The organism is Pantoea eucalypti (assembly GCF_009646115.1).
GTDB classification, from domain to species: domain Bacteria; phylum Pseudomonadota; class Gammaproteobacteria; order Enterobacterales; family Enterobacteriaceae; genus Pantoea; species Pantoea eucalypti.
This window is the reverse complement of record NZ_CP045721.1, coordinates 195,399-211,632: the sequence shown is the minus strand read 5'-3', so window position 1 is coordinate 211,632 and position 16,234 is coordinate 195,399. Positions and strand designations below refer to the sequence as shown.

Annotated in this window: 10 protein-coding genes and 4 pseudogenes; 9 read left to right on the top strand and 5 right to left on the bottom strand. The window is 48.9% G+C overall.

Annotated features, from left to right (window positions below; genetic code table 11):
* Positions 1–452: 452 nt before the first annotated feature.
* Positions 453–1,696, bottom strand: a pseudogene (locus EE896_RS19825) (esterase-like activity of phytase family protein); the annotation flags it as partial.
* A gap of 120 nt (positions 1,697–1,816) precedes the next feature.
* Here EE896_RS19825 and EE896_RS22710 point away from each other — a divergent pair.
* The 3 genes from EE896_RS22710 to gapS1 all read left to right on the top strand — a co-directional run bounded on the left by EE896_RS22710 (position 1,817) and on the right by gapS1 (position 4,430).
* Entirely contained in the window at positions 1,817–2,146 is a 330-nt protein-coding gene (locus tag EE896_RS22710; protein ID WP_309148311.1) for an RNase A-like domain-containing protein, read from the top strand.
* Positions 2,147–2,219: 73 nt separating this feature from the next.
* Positions 2,220–2,558, top strand: a complete 339-nt coding sequence (locus EE896_RS19820; RefSeq protein WP_140915769.1) for a contact-dependent growth inhibition system immunity protein — start codon at positions 2,220–2,222, stop codon at positions 2,556–2,558.
* A 285-nt stretch (positions 2,559–2,843) separates the two neighbouring features.
* Positions 2,844–4,430, top strand: coding sequence for a GapS1 family protein (gene gapS1 / locus EE896_RS19815; protein ID WP_153574585.1), 1,587 nt, complete (start codon positions 2,844–2,846; stop codon positions 4,428–4,430).
* A 39-nt stretch (positions 4,431–4,469) separates the two neighbouring features.
* Here the strand turns inward: gapS1 and EE896_RS19810 are convergent.
* Both EE896_RS19810 and EE896_RS19805 read right to left on the bottom strand, forming a co-directional pair.
* Positions 4,470–5,467: pseudogene (locus tag EE896_RS19810) on the bottom strand (phage portal protein).
* Positions 5,468–5,470: 3 nt separating this feature from the next.
* Positions 5,471–5,788, bottom strand: a pseudogene (locus tag EE896_RS19805) (phage terminase large subunit family protein); the annotation flags it as partial.
* Between the two features lie 296 nt (positions 5,789–6,084).
* On the opposite strand from EE896_RS19805, the gene EE896_RS19800 reads away from it, so the two are divergent.
* Both EE896_RS19800 and EE896_RS19795 read left to right on the top strand, forming a co-directional pair.
* Complete coding sequence (locus EE896_RS19800) at positions 6,085–8,292, top strand: DUF4401 domain-containing protein (protein WP_140915418.1); 2,208 nt, start codon at positions 6,085–6,087, stop codon at positions 8,290–8,292.
* Entirely contained in the window at positions 8,285–8,815 is a 531-nt protein-coding gene (locus EE896_RS19795) for a GDYXXLXY domain-containing protein (RefSeq protein ID WP_140915417.1), read from the top strand. The genes EE896_RS19800 and EE896_RS19795 overlap by 8 nt, the downstream gene beginning before the upstream one ends.
* A gap of 85 nt (positions 8,816–8,900) precedes the next feature.
* On the opposite strand, the gene EE896_RS22705 is transcribed toward EE896_RS19795, so the two are convergent.
* Complete coding sequence (locus EE896_RS22705) at positions 8,901–9,077, bottom strand: SseB family protein (protein WP_255694377.1); 177 nt, start codon at positions 9,075–9,077, stop codon at positions 8,901–8,903.
* A 433-nt stretch (positions 9,078–9,510) separates the two neighbouring features.
* Here EE896_RS22705 and EE896_RS19785 point away from each other — a divergent pair, with 433 nt between their 5' ends.
* From EE896_RS19785 to eptA, 3 genes and pseudogenes are all read left to right on the top strand, one after another.
* On the top strand, positions 9,511–10,119 hold the full coding sequence (locus EE896_RS19785) for a dTMP kinase (RefSeq protein WP_140915416.1): 609 nt from the start codon (positions 9,511–9,513) through the stop codon (positions 10,117–10,119).
* Positions 10,120–10,287: 168 nt separating this feature from the next.
* Positions 10,288–11,601: pseudogene (locus tag EE896_RS19780) on the top strand (NAD(P)/FAD-dependent oxidoreductase).
* A 512-nt stretch (positions 11,602–12,113) separates the two neighbouring features.
* Positions 12,114–13,763, top strand: coding sequence for a phosphoethanolamine transferase EptA (eptA, locus tag EE896_RS19775; RefSeq protein WP_140915414.1), 1,650 nt, complete (start codon positions 12,114–12,116; stop codon positions 13,761–13,763).
* Positions 13,764–14,329: 566 nt separating this feature from the next.
* On the opposite strand, the gene EE896_RS19770 is transcribed toward eptA, so the two are convergent.
* Positions 14,330–14,899 (bottom strand): DUF4142 domain-containing protein, encoded by a 570-nt coding sequence (locus EE896_RS19770; RefSeq protein ID WP_008924444.1) that lies wholly within the window; start codon positions 14,897–14,899, stop codon positions 14,330–14,332.
* A gap of 655 nt (positions 14,900–15,554) precedes the next feature.
* Here EE896_RS19770 and EE896_RS19765 point away from each other — a divergent pair.
* A complete protein-coding gene (locus EE896_RS19765; RefSeq protein ID WP_140915413.1) occupies positions 15,555–16,064 on the top strand; it encodes an anti-virulence regulator CigR family protein in 510 nt (169 codons plus the stop codon).
* The last annotated feature ends 170 nt before the right edge of the window (positions 16,065–16,234 follow it).

Below are 16,234 nucleotides of genomic sequence, written 5' to 3'. Positions count from 1 at the left end.
AAAAACAAAGTTATTTCCCGAAAGGCAATTGCAGGCATTACCCTTTTGAAAACTTCTGAACGAATGTCGTTTTCAAAATTTTTCATCTTCATACGCTGATAAGCGGGGGATACATAATTAAGGAAGCATCATTAACAGGAGAAATTGAGATGACTAAATGCACGATCAGCAAACGACCACTTTTCTGATGCCATCAGGTTCACAGATGGCCGTAGTGCGCTCGCAATTGCAAGTTACTCTGTTTCGGCCAGGCGCACAGAACTCACCCATGAAGATTAACGCCGCAAAGCATCAGAGAAACATTTGAATGGTAAGAAATGACTAGCGGACTGCCACACCTTGTGACAAAACGGCCGGGAAATATCTGTCGGTGTTAAAATCGGGCTGTTACATCCGGCTCTTTTACAGCAGGTGATGCAATTAAGGAACACAGCCCGGGTTAGGGATATCGTTTATTTAAGCGGTTCCGCCAGTGTTACGATCCACAACTCGCTATCCACCTCAGGTTTCTTCAGCGGCTTCAGGCCGATTGTCGTGGCCACCGGCTTATCATCTACCGTCAGTGTCCCCTGATCCGTCACCCGATAATCTTTGCGCTTCTTGCCTTCAACCGGATTTTGCATGACTGCTTTCACACCGAAGTCGTTATCATTCGTGACCGCCAGCATTCTATTATCGATCAATGCCAGTCCTTCGGCCTTTTCCTGCTGCCAGCCGAGTTGACGTAAATCGACCACCAGCGATTTCGCTGCGAGCTTAATACCGCGCTGCGCCAGCGTTTTCTCGTCGTCGAACTCCGTCGCCAGGCTTATCAAATGCTGAAAGCTCGGTAGCCGGACGCAAATCTACCTTGTAGACAAGGTTACGCATCGCGTCATTTTTGTTGGTGCCTTGCTCTATCAGCAGAAGATGCTGATTGTCGATCGCCACGATATCGCCAATTTTTGCATCACTGTTTTTACTGTAAGCCTCGCCGTCGATAGGGTAACCATACATCGCGGTTTTTCCGGTCGCCGGATCGAAGCTAACCAGCCGTGTAAAGCGCGCCTGCTTTTTACTTTTACCGTCGATATCCAGCGTGCTCTGCACTGCACCGCAGCGATGATTCGCCCATCTGGCATGCGGGTGATTCCCTCAAAACCACGATTAGGCTGACGCCATTTGAGTATGTTCGGCAGTCCGCCCGTGATGGATTTTTCACCGTCTGCTGCCTGAGGGCCATGCATCGCCAGAATTTTACCGTGCTCATCAACGTTAATCAGGAACGGGCCATACTCATCGCACAGCCAGTATCCGCCCTTCCCATCCGGCGCAATGCCTTCTGTATCCAGACCGCGGTTATCTCCCTGCAGCACTTTCAGCGTATCGCTTAATGCGATTTCATTGGTTGCTCCGATGACGCCATCCTGCAACGGCAATCCGTTTACGTTGCCCTTATCGTCATGCAACGGTCGGGCATCCGTGGCTTCGGCTTTGCCGTTCTGTACACGAATATTCATCAGCAATGGGGCGAAATCTGGCGTGACAAAAATTTTTGACTCTTTCTTACCCCTATCAGGCGAGTCGGCATTCGGTCCGCGATCGGTGATGGTCGCAAAGGTCAGCGCATCCCCTGCCTGCCGGTAAAAAGCAAACCTGAGCCGATACCCACCGGCAAACCCTGGGGAAACGCGCTGGCGAAGGCGCCGTAGTAGCTGAAATTGCGGCGGGTGAGTTAGGGGCGGATTATGCTACAGCTTACAAAGTAGGGGTAACCGTTGATCTTGCCGTACCCTTTATTTTCGCCTCAGCCGCGGGTGCTGCAAGAGTTGCTTCGGTGTATTCTGGCCGTATCAGGCTGACTGAGCATGAGGGCGGAGTGCTGGGACATACGATTGCGCGTCACGTAGGAAGGACACCGGAACAACTGATTGCCCGTTTTTCAGAACCCCGCGCGCCCCATGTATCTAGTAGCTTCAAAAATCTCAGGCAGGCAGAGCTGGTCATATCTGAAGTGCTATCTGTTAAAAGAACACAGATTGAGTATGCTTTGAAGTATTCACATGCACGCACCACACTTGTTTATGCGCACAAGTTCAATTTTCCGATCGGTACATACATTGAGCGGGGGCGGCAGAGGTTAAGAAAGCCTATGGTGTCCGAATAGTCATCAGGCCCACGACTTTCAATGGTAAGCAATATTATCTTGTTACTGCGTTTCCTACGCCATAAGGAGTTATATGGATACTGATATGACTAAATCTTGCGAGATGGATAATCTCGTTGTGGCGTATTATGGTCAGGATTGTGATATTTTCGACCCTGATTGTGATTTTGATAACCTGCTAAATGAATATCTTGCCACTTCCAACCCTGTCAATCTGAGAATGCTACTGGCTAATATTCAGGATTTTGAACAGGAATCTGATGGCCTAAAGGTTTTTTCCGACCGGTACAGGTATGACTTTGCACCGGACAGATGGGATATGACAGCAGCGCAATGGCTCAGTATCGTTAAGGAAAGAGTGATCGAACACCTTCACGCTAACGGCCATTCCTCAGAGTTGTCGAAGTTTTGAGTGATCTCAGCGCGCTTTAGCCATGTGCATGTCTATGCTGCATGAATCCGCATGATCCCACAAAGATCGTTTACCCTCCGGCCCGCCAGTACTGGCGGGCTTTTGTTTGTGTCATGCAGGTGCATGAAAACCACTCCATAAAGCGGGCAGGCGTGGCGGGGCTACGAGCGCGCGCTGAGGGTATTTATATTAAAGAGCCAATTTTTTTGGCTTGAATGTTAAATCATCGTATATAACTTGCTTACAATAAAATCTCAGGCACTTACAGCACTAGTTAGGTGGAAAATGTCAATCAGAGTAAAAACTTTAACTCCTATTTCATACTCTCTGAAAGTTGATGCCATAAAGAAAAAACTGGCTAGATTTAATGATTGCGACTTTATCACAAACTTTTACAGGCACTTCCATTCTTTTCGTGATGAACATTCTGGAATAGCTGCCAATTTCCCATGGTGTTGTTTTCTTGCATTGAAGTGGAAGTTTTCAAATATAGAAAATAGAGATGCAAAAAGCATGTCTTATTCAGATTTCATTTCAATAGTGAATAGAATCTACGATCTTCAATCGGAAGCATCTAATCTTAACTCGGAAAGTAATTTGGTTTTAGGTATTAGAAGGCTGATGATAAATCAGTTTCTTTATCAGCACACAGACAAGTTTAATTATGCATCTCTAATTAGGCAGTATATTTGGTATGGTGATGACTTATATTTTAATGATAGATTTTTTGAAATTACAGGACTCAGCCTTAGTAATTACTACCGAATGGCGAGCTACTTCGTTATTCTATCCTCAATAAATAAAAGAAATGACTCTGAGATTTTCCCTCATAAGCTTTTCATTCTTCATTGGGCTCCATTGATTGGCATTGAGCAGGTTAAAAGGTTTTTCGATCTAATTACTGTCATGCCTGAGGGTCTTAGAAATTTCATGGCAGATTTTAAATTAAATAAAAACCTCACCATTGAATATTATGAAGATACCCCTATGTTAAGAAAACCTGCATTTCTTGCAGAAGATGGATTGGTTGTACTTTCAAAAAAAATCTTGAAAGCAGGCTTAGTAAACTTAGTGCCGGAAATACTTAAGAGCCATTTCAAAGAAGATTATAAGGTTGCTTTCGGAACAGCCCTTGAAGCATATACTGCTGATGTCTTTAGTCACTACGGTTATGGTTTTATTAGGGAAAATGACATAAAAAAATTGTATAAAACTCACGGGTTAGATGGTAAATCTGTTGATTTTCTGATTCATGAGGATGAAGGTTTTACTCTAATAGATTGTAAGGCTATTGAGCCTGCTCCGTACATTAAAACCACTAGTGACCCGGAGCGATTAAGGCAAAGGCTAAAATCCAGCTTTATTAAAGGTATCTTTCAGGGTCAGCACACTGCTTTTAATCTTTTGAGTTCAGGGTTGATTGATTCTTGCAAGAAAAAATCCATCATTATAGTTGTACATAGAGACCACTATCTTTCAACTGGTACCGATGTTGAGTCATTAATTTATCAATCATTGAGCGAGGAACTCATTCAGGAGTATGGGGTTATACCCATTCCTCTAAGTCGCGTTTATTATATTACTATCGATGGTTTAGAGCACTTATTAGGAATGTGCAGAGAAAAGAATGTTTCTATTAACCAATTTATAGATTATTGCTCTGAATGCGACTCTTCTTTTAAGACAAAAAAAGCCAGCATTGACATGCATATGACCGATTTCTTACCAGAAGGCGTACAAGATATAAAAAAAATAAAAGATGCTGGTGATTTGTTGTTTCGCAACATTACTGATGTGATAGGCGATGGGAGTAAAATATGGCAGGGAAAGGTAGAGGAATATATGAAAATGCTAAACTACCTGCGTTCATAATTCATGTTTTTATGACGGGGGTTTAGTCCCCCGTCATGCTTAATTTAGAATATATTCTTCAAAATTGATGACATCTTCACCCAGCCAGCTGTTTAACTCTTTGAAAAGCCTTTGCAGCGGCATGAGTTCATTACGCACAAACACTTTGCTTGCCTTTTCCACGTCACCGAACCCGCCCGTGTTGCTGGGGATAATCCCCATCAGCTGAGGTGGAACCCGATGCACGGCCAGCATGTCGTCACGGCTCACGTTTTTGATGTTCAGAAATTCATCCTTCGCCGCCACCTCAGACAGCGGGATGATCTGGATGCCGTTTTTTTCCCGTTCGGGCTGTACATAAACAGGTTGCGGAAGTTGCCAGGGCCCTTCGCGCTTTTCATAGCACCTCGGATATTGTCCACGTCCTGCTGGCTCTGCGCCGGGTCAGTCATGTACATGATGAACCCCGCATGGCTGCCGTTAAGGTAATACTTGCGGCGGAACAGTGTAGCCGACTCATTCAGCAGCGCCGACGGTATAGCCGACAGGTAGCCCGGTAGACCGTAAATCTCCTGATTAATGTCCGGCTCCATCAGGTGAAACACGCTGCCCTTCTCAAATTCATACGTCTCCGTATCAATGCAATAGTGCGCATACCAGTACGTGTCCAGGTCGAGTCCGCGCCGGGTGAACTTCGCCAGCGACGGTTCCAGCTTCAGCACGCTGCCTAGGCGGCTGGTCCGCTTCTCCAGGTAGGCATTACCGAAAATCAAATAATCCAGCGCAAAGTGGCTAAACGCCTGCTGACTCAGCAGCCGATGTGGGATAAAGGTACTCGCCAGAATATTGCACTTTACGCTGATGGGTGAGCTGTGAAGCACGGCGGCGCGGAACGCGCGCGCCAGCCCGTCAACGCTGACAGGCAGTTCATACCAGCGATCATTGATAACACACTCCAGGTAGTCCAGCAGTTCGCGGCGGTCCAGTACCGGGTTCGGGTCGCCAAAGGTAAAAGCCTCCGACGCTGCCCCGCTGGTCATGTTATCCGGCCGCGGCATGGGCTACGAGCGGATGCGGTTACTGCGTTTGCTCATCAGTAAATTTCCACAATGTTCTGCATTCTGCGTGTGTGCCGCCTGTCCCTGCAGCGGCTCGTTTGCCAGCGCGTGCATGGTCGCCCAGGCTAAATCGCCGTGGCTGACTCCTTCGCTGCGGCTGGCGTCAAACTCCAGCCGCCCGCTGGCGATGGTGTCGTAACCCTTCAGCACCAGGGTGTTCTTAACATTTGGGTTATAGACAAACTCCTTCACCTGCGGGAAAAATGCTTTGACGTTCTCATATACACCCAGCCCAACGCCGGTGAAGTCTATGCCGATATAGATACCCCGATGAGAAAGCAGGATGAATCTGTCTGTTCAGACACAATGGTCCGAATTTTTACATCAGTAAATGTAGATGTTTCTGGTCAGCGATACTCATGAGCATAAGCATGCGGCGGATCGCGCAGAGCTCCCTCCTCTCCTTTGATTTACGCTGTTATATCCCGGAAAAGATGTTTACATTTGTGCAGCAAACTTATCTGCTGCTCAGCAGAGCAACTCATGGATTGATCACAGGGAAAAGCAGTGGTTAACGTCATCATCAAAGTCACACCGCAAACAGAGGCAGGGAAAGTATGAGGGAGATTGCACCCGATGGCATAACCGGAATGCCGTCACGGACGGCAGCGTATCTTTGTCGTCAGATCGCTGACCTGGTGAAAGCCGGAAGCCTTACGCCGGAGACCTGCCAGCGTATCTATACTTTCTGTGGTATCAGACCGTCAGATGCTCAGTGGCGACAGTTTCTTATCCCGGTACTTTGCTGTCTGGGATTGCTGTCACTGGTTGCTGGCGCGGTTTTCTTTGTTGCCTGGAACTGGGTCTGGCTGCCGAAGATGGCGAAATTTGCCCTGGCTGAACTGCTGATCGTCGCGCTCTCGGTATTGGTCTGGTGGCGATGGTATAGCACGCTGGCTCGCAGCGCATTGCTGGCGGCAGGTTTAGGGTTCGGCGCCCTGTTTGCACTCTACGGGCAGATTTACCAGACCGGAGCTGACAGCTGGGAGCTCTTCAGGGCCTGGTTATGCGTTCTTTTGCCGCTGGCGCTGATAGCCCGGCAAAACAGCCTGTGGTTTTGCAGCTGGCTGGTCGCTAACCTGGGGTTTCAGCTCTATTACACCACGTTACCCACGTCACTGCTGGATCTCGCTGTCTTTGACAACGTTACCCGGCTCCCGACAGCTGTGCTTTATAGCTATCTGGCGCTGCTGGCAGCCTGCCTGGTTGTCCGGGAAGCGCTGGCCTGGCGGGCGATTACCCATCGCCCTAAAAGCTGGCTGGCAAGCCGCTGGTTCTCACGCGTCATGGCAGGATTTTTACTGTTGCTGCTGACCACCATCGTGACCGGAAATCTCTCTGACTGGCAAGGGTCTAACCACGTTACATCTGTCACGATAGGCTGGATGATCACCCTGCTGGCCGGTTATTACCTGTACCGTTATCGCTACGTGGACCTTTGCATGCTGACGCTGGGTGTTGCCAGTCTGACCGTTGTGGGCTGCGCGCTGATCATGCAGCTATTCCTGCTGGCCTATGATACGGGTGACCTGTTTCTGACCGGTGCACTAATGATTTGCTGGGTATTGGTCAATGGTTCTATCCTGCTGAACTGGCAACGCAAACTGGCTGAAAAGGGGCCAATCGATCTGGTTCCTGCCAGGCTGACCTTACTGACAAGCACCTTGCGTCAGCAGGGTTTGCTGAGCGCCTCGCAGATTGAGGAAATTAATCAACGCGGTCACGCATCGGATCTGCCCTGGTATCTGAGGCTCGCGCTGAGTGTCGGAGGCTGGATCGCAGCCATCATCATTCTGTTACTGATGGCGCTGGTGCTCTATACCGCTGACTTACTCGACGATCCGAATTCTGCCACCCTTATTCTTCCTTCACTGCTGCTCGCCGTCATTGCGCGAGGCCTGTTACGCAATGAGCGTGATGATAAACATCACCTCGGGCTGGCGTGGGCTATTGCGGCAACGTGCGGGCTGATCTTCGGCGTTCTGCTGCAAATCCAGAGCAGTGACTTCAGCTTTATGATGTCTGGTTCATTGTGTGCCTTGCCGATTCTTGCCGTGATGGCCGTGTCGATGCCTGACCGCACCTACCGTTTTATGGCCATCACGGCCATGACCTTTTTTCTGGTGCTGGCGGGCTATTCACTGGCCCGGCTGACCCTGTCGCCGACGGCGGGTCACTTTGCTGTTTCCATACTGGTGGCGGCGGTCATATTTTTGTGGCTAGGGATTGTCAGCCATCAACTGAGGTTACAGGCTGGGCCATATGCTGACGCGCTACATCCCCTGCTGTATGGCATACCGGCTGGTCTGATGATGCTGAGTTTCCTGGGAATAAACGCGGCGTTTATCACGGATTTGTTCTGGTCCGCTGCGCAGTTTGCTACGCTTCAGTCTGCTATGGGCACAGGGATCGCGGCAGGTTTAATGCTAAGTGTGCTCAGTCAAAGAAAGAACGGCCAGCCGCTGTTTTCGATAATCACACTGCCCGCGGCCCTGATCTGCGGTGCTGCCGCTCTTTTCGCACCGGGTATCGGGCTGGGCTTGTGGCTGATTCTGATGGCGCGTTATCAGGGAAGTCCGGGATTGCTGGTGGTCAGTAGCGGTTTCTTAGTTCTGTACGTCATTGGCTGGTATTACTTCATGGAAGTGACGCTGTTGCAGAAATCCCTGCTGCTGCTGGCGGGCGGTCTGGTTTTACTGGGCCTGGCATGGGGAGTCAAAAAAGTATTACCTGCACAGATTGGAGGTGCCCGTGAGAATGCGTAAACAGAGCCGATGGCTGGCAGCCGCGGTAATAGTGCTGGCGCTGATAGCCGTCAATGTCAGCATCTGGCAAAAAGAGCAGCTGCTGAAGCAAGGCGCGGTCATGATTTTACCTCTTGCCCCGGTTGACCCACGATCCCTGATGCAGGGCGACTACATGGCACTGAATTATGCCCTTACCCGCCCTCTGGAGTTGACGTTGTATCAACAGGCTGAGGCCTGCGGTGCGACACTGTCAGCGCCATGTCTGCCCACCAGCGGAACCCTGATTGTTGATCTCGATGCGCAGCGTCATGCGACTCAGGCCCGGTTTGATCAGGGTGAATCTCTGCAACCCAATCAGCTGCGGGTGAAATACCATCAACATTATGGTTCGCTGACCGTCGGCACTAACGCTTATTTCTTTCAGGAAGGCCATGGCGAGCGTTTTGCGCAAGCTCGTTTCGGAGCCTTCCGGGTGGGGAGCGATGGCACGGCACTCCTGACGGATCTGCTTGATGAGCAGGGTAAGGTGATTCAGCCTTAAGGGTAAGGGATGCTTGCGGGTCTGACTGAATTTTAGCTCTGTTCCGCGCGCGGTATTTAAAATCCTGTACGTCGCTGGCAATTCATTAACCAGAAGTCCAGACCCCCGGCTCTCTTCGCTGCGAACTGAATACCGGAATGACTGGCGTGCCATCCGGTTTTTCCCAAAGCTGAATTGATATATTCTCACCCGCCTTCAGTTCGACCTTACCCTCACCCATTTTCCGTCCGGAAGTACAAGGGAGGTAAAGCGATGACGCCAAAAGTACCCGTTAAAATTCAGGTCGTTCTGCTTGATGATCGGCCGCCAGTTTTAAAGCGGTCTCCAGTTTGGTTTCCTCTTCATAAGACATCAAAGCCACCTTTCGCAGGATTAGAATAGAAGCAATTTAACGAGGCGCTATGAGCATAATCGAGACGTGTATTGCTCACCAGACTCCAGCCTGTGCTGGAGGTTTCCTTTAACACCTTGTTATTTCCAATGAAGGCGTGGATTTGAATAGATAAACCAGAGACAGACACTCGCGGGATTTTTTCCGTTTTATTGACGCTTCCCTTAAACTACACCGTACTGATCTCAATCCATGCGCTTATACGGCCTCAGCGAACGACGTAAGCTCAGCTTTATCAGGTAAAAAACATGCTTTTGGCAAGTACCCGCTATATAAACTCCCCGACTCCCGTGTCATCGGGATCATGAGTCGTCAGCTTTTTGTGACTCTGGATGGGCCCAAGGGAACCGGTAAAACCACCCTGCTGGAGTCCATTACGCAAGTGCTAAGAGCAGATAACAGCAAGGTGATCCGACTTAGCGAGCAAAAAAGCGATCCCTTCAGGGCGGAATCCATGGCGCTGGTCAACCGACTTGCCAGAGATCCCTCCGTCGATCTGGAACGGGAGATTTGTGAACGCTTTGCTTTAAGCCGTGCCTGGATTTCACAGAACGTACTCACTAAGCAGCCTGAGAACTGCATTATTCTGATGGATCGCTGGTATCCGTCGGATGCCGCATTTCGACGAATGGTGCCTTTCGCGGAGATAGTGCAGCTAAATATAGAGCACAACGTGCGAGCACCAGACCTGCATGTCGGGGTGGTCACGGCACCAGAGGTATCATGGGAAAGAGCCGCAGCGCGTTCGCGGGGTCTGGGAAGTACGGTGATTCACCGCCTGGAAGAACATATCGCCTGTACCCGTGCTTTTGAGCTTGAGGTTGCCAGGCACGGCTGGTTTTTATGCCGCAATGAAGGAAGCATTGAAGAGGCCACAATGCAGGTAGTCGCTGAAATTAACAGAGTGCTTTGACGCCCTACAGGCATCTTTGCGATGCTCTCCCCCTCTTTACCTGTTGAGTAATAATCATCCACCGGAATTTTACTTGTCTGAAATCAACAATAGTCAGATTACCGCTGGCACAGTTATCCCACTTTCCCTTATAAAAATTGCTTTATTTTTCAAATAAGGCACAGGGAATTGCGCTATTCATCAATACCGTTCAATCATAATCATTCAGGCTGACCTGCGGGTGAGTCATGTTTCCCCTCGCAACCTATGTTGCGGGGGGATATCACTGCCGACTGGGTCATTGTCGGCGCGGGATTTGCCGGTGTCGCCTTTGCGCGCCGCCTGGCTGAAATTAATCCCACCCTGAAAATCATCATCGTCGACGCGTACACCACAAGGGAAAGCGCATCCGCACGCAACTCCGGGTTTGTTATCGGGCTGCCTCATAATATTGGCAGCTCAACGGCCGAATTAAAAAAGGCCAACGCTTACCGTAACCTGCTACAGGAAGGCATTCGTCAGCTGGAGCAGATTATTTCAGAGCATGATCTTCAGTGCGACTGGGAACAGGTCGGTAAATATCACTGTCAGGCCGCGAATAGCAACGATCGTGTTTTGAAAGAGTACGCCAGCCATCTCGATTTAATGAATGAGTCGTGGCAGATGTTAAGCAGCGAAGAACTGTACCCTAAACTCGGCACGCGCTTTTACAGCAAAGGAATATTCACGCCAGTTTGCGTGTTGGTTAATCCGGCGCAGCTGATTGCTGGCCTGAACCATTATTTACCTGAAAATGTTCAACGTTACGATAATACACCAGTACTGGATATTCGTTATGGCAGCGTGGCTGAAGTGCTGACGCCATTTGGCGTGATCAAAACACCAAAAGTGATGCTGGCTACCAATGCACTCTCGCCAGAGCTGCGTCCGGGACTCTCGCGTCAGGCCGCTATGGCCACGTTTGCCAGCATTACCGATCCACTGACAGATGAACAACTCGCGACCCTTCCTCCTATGCAGAGTTGGGGGCTGACGCCCGTCAATGCCATTGCCGGAGCAACCTTCCGTTTCACAACAGATCGCCGCTTCCTGATTCGCCAGCATGTAATACCCGCGCTTAAAGGTCAGGTGAGTACCGCCAGGACTTACCTGGCAACTCAACTGCATCAGCGTTTATTTAATAAAGTCTATCCGACCCTGAGCAGTGTCAAGTTATCTCACACGTGGTCCGGTACCATCAGCGTTACGCGGAACGGGGCGCCTGAATGGGGCATGCTGAACAAATTTGTTTGCACAGCGGGTGGCTGTAACGGTGCTGGCGTTTCTAAACAGACCGTAGCGGGCAGTCTGCTGGCAGATTTCATTATGAAGCAGGATAACCCGCATATTGCGGATATGCTGTCGCTGGGAAAAGCCAGTTTTATGCCACCCTCACCGGAGCTGGATATCGGCATTGCGTTTTCTCTGATGAAAGAGCGTTTTTCTGGACGAAAAGAGGTGTAACTGTTCCTGGTAAAAACGGACGGGGAAACCCGTTCGCTTTCTATCCGGATTGAGCCTTTTCTGATGAAGCCGATTGCGTATGAGACGCAGGGCTAATATTACAGAGGATAGACTGAACGGGCGCTGACTCTTTTTATTTTATAGATTCCTGTCAGATACCAGACGTTCAGCGTCTCTCAAATTGTTATGTAATCCCCCAGCCACACTAATCAATTTCAGGGCCTCAGTTTAATTAATGAGATACAGATCACAAAAACCCAAGATATACCGCACAAACTGTAGCAATAAGTTCATTTTAGCTTCACATTAGCTAATGTGAATACGCAAACTTTCAGGCACCCGCCATGCTCAAATTTTCATTAAGCGAATGTTTTTCTTTGGCTATTTCAGTATTTACTGTGCTGAGCTTCATCTATCTGTGGTATATGGCACATAGTTTTTATTAATTTTTACTAATCAATTTTAAAAACAATCTTTTTGGATCCACTTATTCAAGGTTACGGAATACCTTTATGGCACGCTTCAGAATGAGTCAGCCTGTATTGCCCCGCATTACATTCATCCTGTTATTCTCACTCTATATTTCTGTTTTTCTCAATTTCGCCTTTTACCGCCAGGCTTACTCGCTTATAGAGATGAACGGGCTTAGCAAATATCTTTTTTTCCTCTCCATGCCAATCGTCGCTTTCTGCGTCATTAATATTGTGCTGACGCTTGCCTCATTTTTGTGGCTGGACAGGATAACCATTGCACTGTTTGTCATTGTCTCCGCTGCGGCTCAGTACTTTATTCAGCACTATGGCATCGTCCTTGATCGCTCGATGATCACCAATATGGTGGATACCACGCCAGCAGAAAGTATGGCGCTCCTGACACCAAAGATGATTGCGGTGATATTTTTTACCGGTATTTTTATGGCTGCTCTGGCCTTCTGGCCTGCGTTTAAAAAGTCGGCTCCGGTATGGAAAGGCGTGATTCAGCGCGCGGTGAGTCTGGTGATTTCTGTTGCACTGATAGCCATCATAGCCATGTTGTTTTATAAGCATTACGCCTCACTGTTTCGTAACAATCATGAGCTGGTGAAATCCCTGAGTCCGTCTAATTTCATTGCTGCCTCGCTCTCCTACTATAATCACCGCGAGCGGGCCAATCTTCCGCTGGTGAAAATAGGTGAAGATGCCCATCAACTTCCGGTCATGCTGGATGGCCCTAAAAAGAACCTGACGATTCTGGTGGTGGGTGAAACGTCTCGTGCCGCCAATTTTTCTCTGGGCGGTTATCAACGACCGACCAACCCCTTACTGGCGAAAGAGGACGTTGTCTATTTTCATGACTTCTCCTCCTGTGGCACCTCCACGGCTGTCTCTGTTCCCTGCATGTTCTCGAACATGCCACGCAGGCATTACGATGACGCCCTGGCCAGTCATCAGGAAGGATTGCTGGATGTGATTCAGCGTGCAGGTCTGAGTGTTCTATGGCATGAGAACGATGCGGGATGCAAAGGGGCGTGCGATCGCGTGCCTAATCAGGATATGACCGCGCTGAATCTTCCGGGAATGTGCATCAAAGGCGAGTGCTATGATGAGATTCTTTTCCATGGCCTGGAGGAGTATATCAACCAGCTTCAGGGCAGTGGCGTGATCGTGCTGCACACTATCGGCAGTCATGGCCCGACCTACAATCACCGTTATCCTCCGGAATTCGGCAAATTTAAACCCACCTGTGAAACTAATCAGATTCAGGAGTGTTCGCAGGAACAGTTGGTTAATACCTATGACAACACCATCCTGTATGCGGACTATATCGTCGATAAAGCGATTGAATTACTGAAAGCCCATCAGGAGAAGTTTACGACCAGTCTGGTTTATCTGTCTGATCACGGTGAGTCACTGGGTGAAAAAGGTGTTTATCTGCATGGCCTGCCCTATGCTATCGCGCCTGAAGTCCAGACCCGCGTGCCGCTGCTTATCTGGCTGTCGCCCGATTACCAGCAGCGTTATGCCGTGGACTACACATGTTTGAGCCATCAGGGTTCGACGCAAAAATACTCTCAGGACAATCTGTTTTCTACCATGCTGGGTATTACCGGCGTTCAGACTCGGGAATATGTTGCGACGGACGATATACTGGCGACATGCAGGAATAAGCCTGGTGGAAAATAAAAATCATTAAGCCTCGTTTCGGGGCTTTATTCAGGCTGGATGTTAGCAGCGGAACCGGGCTAACCGGCCAGTTTATGGCGCGGTTGTTTTCGATAATATCCTGAGGAGAAGGTGCACTACCCAGCTTTGCGAAGCTGGCGTAAAGCAGTGGCAACCGGGCCTGACCTTCTCCCTCGTTGGTTACCACCTGAGCACGCAGCATAACGGATGCTTTCCCGGTCACAGCAGTAACAAGGCTGCTGACGCCATGATTCCGCGATCGGCACTGAGTACACGGGTTCAAAGCCGGTATCGTTGACCGGAGACATAGCAGTTTGCACCGCGTCATAATGATCTCCGGCTACTGAGTGCTGGCAGCGGAATGGCGTGAATGACGGCTTCCACGTCAGTGTCTGAGCGCATGCCACTTCATCATCCAGAGGTCACCTGAACGAGTCATATCCACTGCACGCCACAAAAAATCGCTCTTCATGCGTGCTGTCGAAATCGGGATCCACGTAGATGTGAATCCGCTTAATTGATCCCGTAACAGCGCTGGCGGATAATTCGGAAACCGGGCAGCCCCGTTACATCGACATGTGCTGGGCGGACGTCAGATGCTGTTCTACAACAGGGGTGTGTGCATCGGCCAGCGCCTTCACATCGGGATCCTTTATCTTCGTCGCGTCACTTTTCAACGTCGCCAGCACCTTCTTATGGTCCATTACACCGGCATTTTCCATATACATTTTGTCAAAATTACCACCGCTCTGCTTTTCCAGTTTGTCGGCCATGGCCTTATGTTTAGCATCTGGTGCAGTCGGTAATGCCACCTCTTTTTGCTTAGCAACCGCCTGAACTTTTTTCAAGGCACTGCCATGATCTTCAACCATCTTCTGCGCAAAGGTTTTAACTTCTGCGCTTTGTGTCGTGTTCAGCGCAATTTTGGCGGCGGCAATTTCATTGATATTGGCCTGAGCCATATCCTTCAGTGCTTTTTCGTCACCAGGACTGAGCTTGTCATTCTTAATGGTCTGCGGTGTATTCCCACCCTGCGGGGCGCTTGTCTGCGTCTCAGCCTGCACGCTGGCAGTGCTGAAGAGAGCGACAACGGCTGATACAGCCAGCCATCCTTTATAGCTTTTATTAATTTTCATTTTGAACTCCTGAATATTATGGGGAGACCGGTATCAGAAAACTCAGCTCAGCCTGATAGTGAAATAAGTCCAGGTATCAGTTCGCGCGTGAACTCGCGTATTGCTAAAGCCGTTCAGATTTTTAATACAGGAAATGGTAGCTGGCAATCACGGTAGAAAGAGATGAAACTTGCAGGTGCGAAGTGTCGGCCAGAGCCGCCTTTGCTTTCCGCTTCTTCAGTCCGCTGCGGGTTTTCCAGGAAATTACCTGATCCGCCTCGATGAATCGTCATCTTTTCTACCTCGCTTAAGGTGCCATATATTGCAGAGTTATTAAGCGTCGTAGTAATTTCAGGTAATCGCAAATATATACAATGAATTGCAGCATTATAAAAATAATGAAAAGGCATTCCGCCTCGCTTAAAGCCGGATTTTTATCTATTACAAGCAAAGGCTTCAGCATGAAATTCATACAAAATATCAAAACACGGTACAGCTTTTTAGGATTTTTTTTTGAGATAATTCTTAAGATTGCTATGCGCTTGTCGACCGTTTAATGCTGGGTAATAATGAACAGGTGGAATAATAATGTGATGAGGTTGAACTCATGTCACCTCCTTACATCGCTTTTTAATGTCCTGGTTCAGAATATTGAATAATATTAAGGAAAGATAACATGATCAAATCTCGCTCTTTAAAAGCCGCATTTGCGGTGGTTATATCCTGTACCGTGCTTGCTGCACCAGTTTCTGCAAATCCGGGCAACGGCAACGGTGGTGGCGGTCAGGGTAATGGTAATAGCGGAACCCAGGGTAATAACGGCAAAAGCGGAGAGCACGGAAACAAGGGGCATGGTAATGCGGGCGCAAAAGACAAACACGGAAATCGTAAGCACGATAGGCAACCCAATCACGTTGAGTCAGATATCAACTTCTCTCTTGCGCGTAATCTTGCCGTCAATCATGGACTGGTCGATTATCAGTCCCTCCCGCCAGGAATAGCAAAAAAAGTTGCTCGTGGTAAACCTTTGCCGCCGGGTATCGCCAAAAAAACGTTGCCTCTATCAATGATAAATGAACTGCCCTATTATCCTGGCTACGAGTGGAGAGCCGTAGGAGATGACCTGGTGCTTATTGCTCTAAGCACCGCTATCGTAACCGCCGTCATCAATGGTGTCTTCGACTAACCACATTTTAGTGATTCAGTTTAATTAAGCCTGAACCTGACTGAATGTCCTGTTACTGTTATTTAGCTGCCATGGGTAGTCACGACTACGACTCTGTTATTTACCGGGATTCCCTGGCGCATTCAGTTGCGCAGAAATTATAAATCACTCGACATTTAATGGGTTAGTCC

Bases quoted from the DNA above. Each gene is read 5' to 3' on its own strand.
- EE896_RS19765 (WP_140915413.1), top strand. From the start codon at position 15,555: ATGATCAAATCTCGCTCTTTAAAAGCCGCATTTGCGGTGGTTATATCC.
- EE896_RS19820 (WP_140915769.1), top strand. From the start codon at position 2,220: ATGGATACTGATATGACTAAATCTTGCGAGATGGATAATCTCGTTGTG.
- eptA (WP_140915414.1), top strand. From the start codon at position 12,114: ATGGCACGCTTCAGAATGAGTCAGCCTGTATTGCCCCGCATTACATTC.
- EE896_RS19770 (WP_008924444.1), bottom strand. From the start codon at position 14,899: ATGAAAATTAATAAAAGCTATAAAGGATGGCTGGCTGTATCAGCCGTT.
- gapS1 (WP_153574585.1), top strand. From the start codon at position 2,844: ATGTCAATCAGAGTAAAAACTTTAACTCCTATTTCATACTCTCTGAAA.
- EE896_RS19785 (WP_140915416.1), top strand. From the start codon at position 9,511: ATGAGTCGTCAGCTTTTTGTGACTCTGGATGGGCCCAAGGGAACCGGT.
- EE896_RS19800 (WP_140915418.1), top strand. From the start codon at position 6,085: ATGAGGGAGATTGCACCCGATGGCATAACCGGAATGCCGTCACGGACG.
- EE896_RS19795 (WP_140915417.1), top strand. From the start codon at position 8,285: ATGCGTAAACAGAGCCGATGGCTGGCAGCCGCGGTAATAGTGCTGGCG.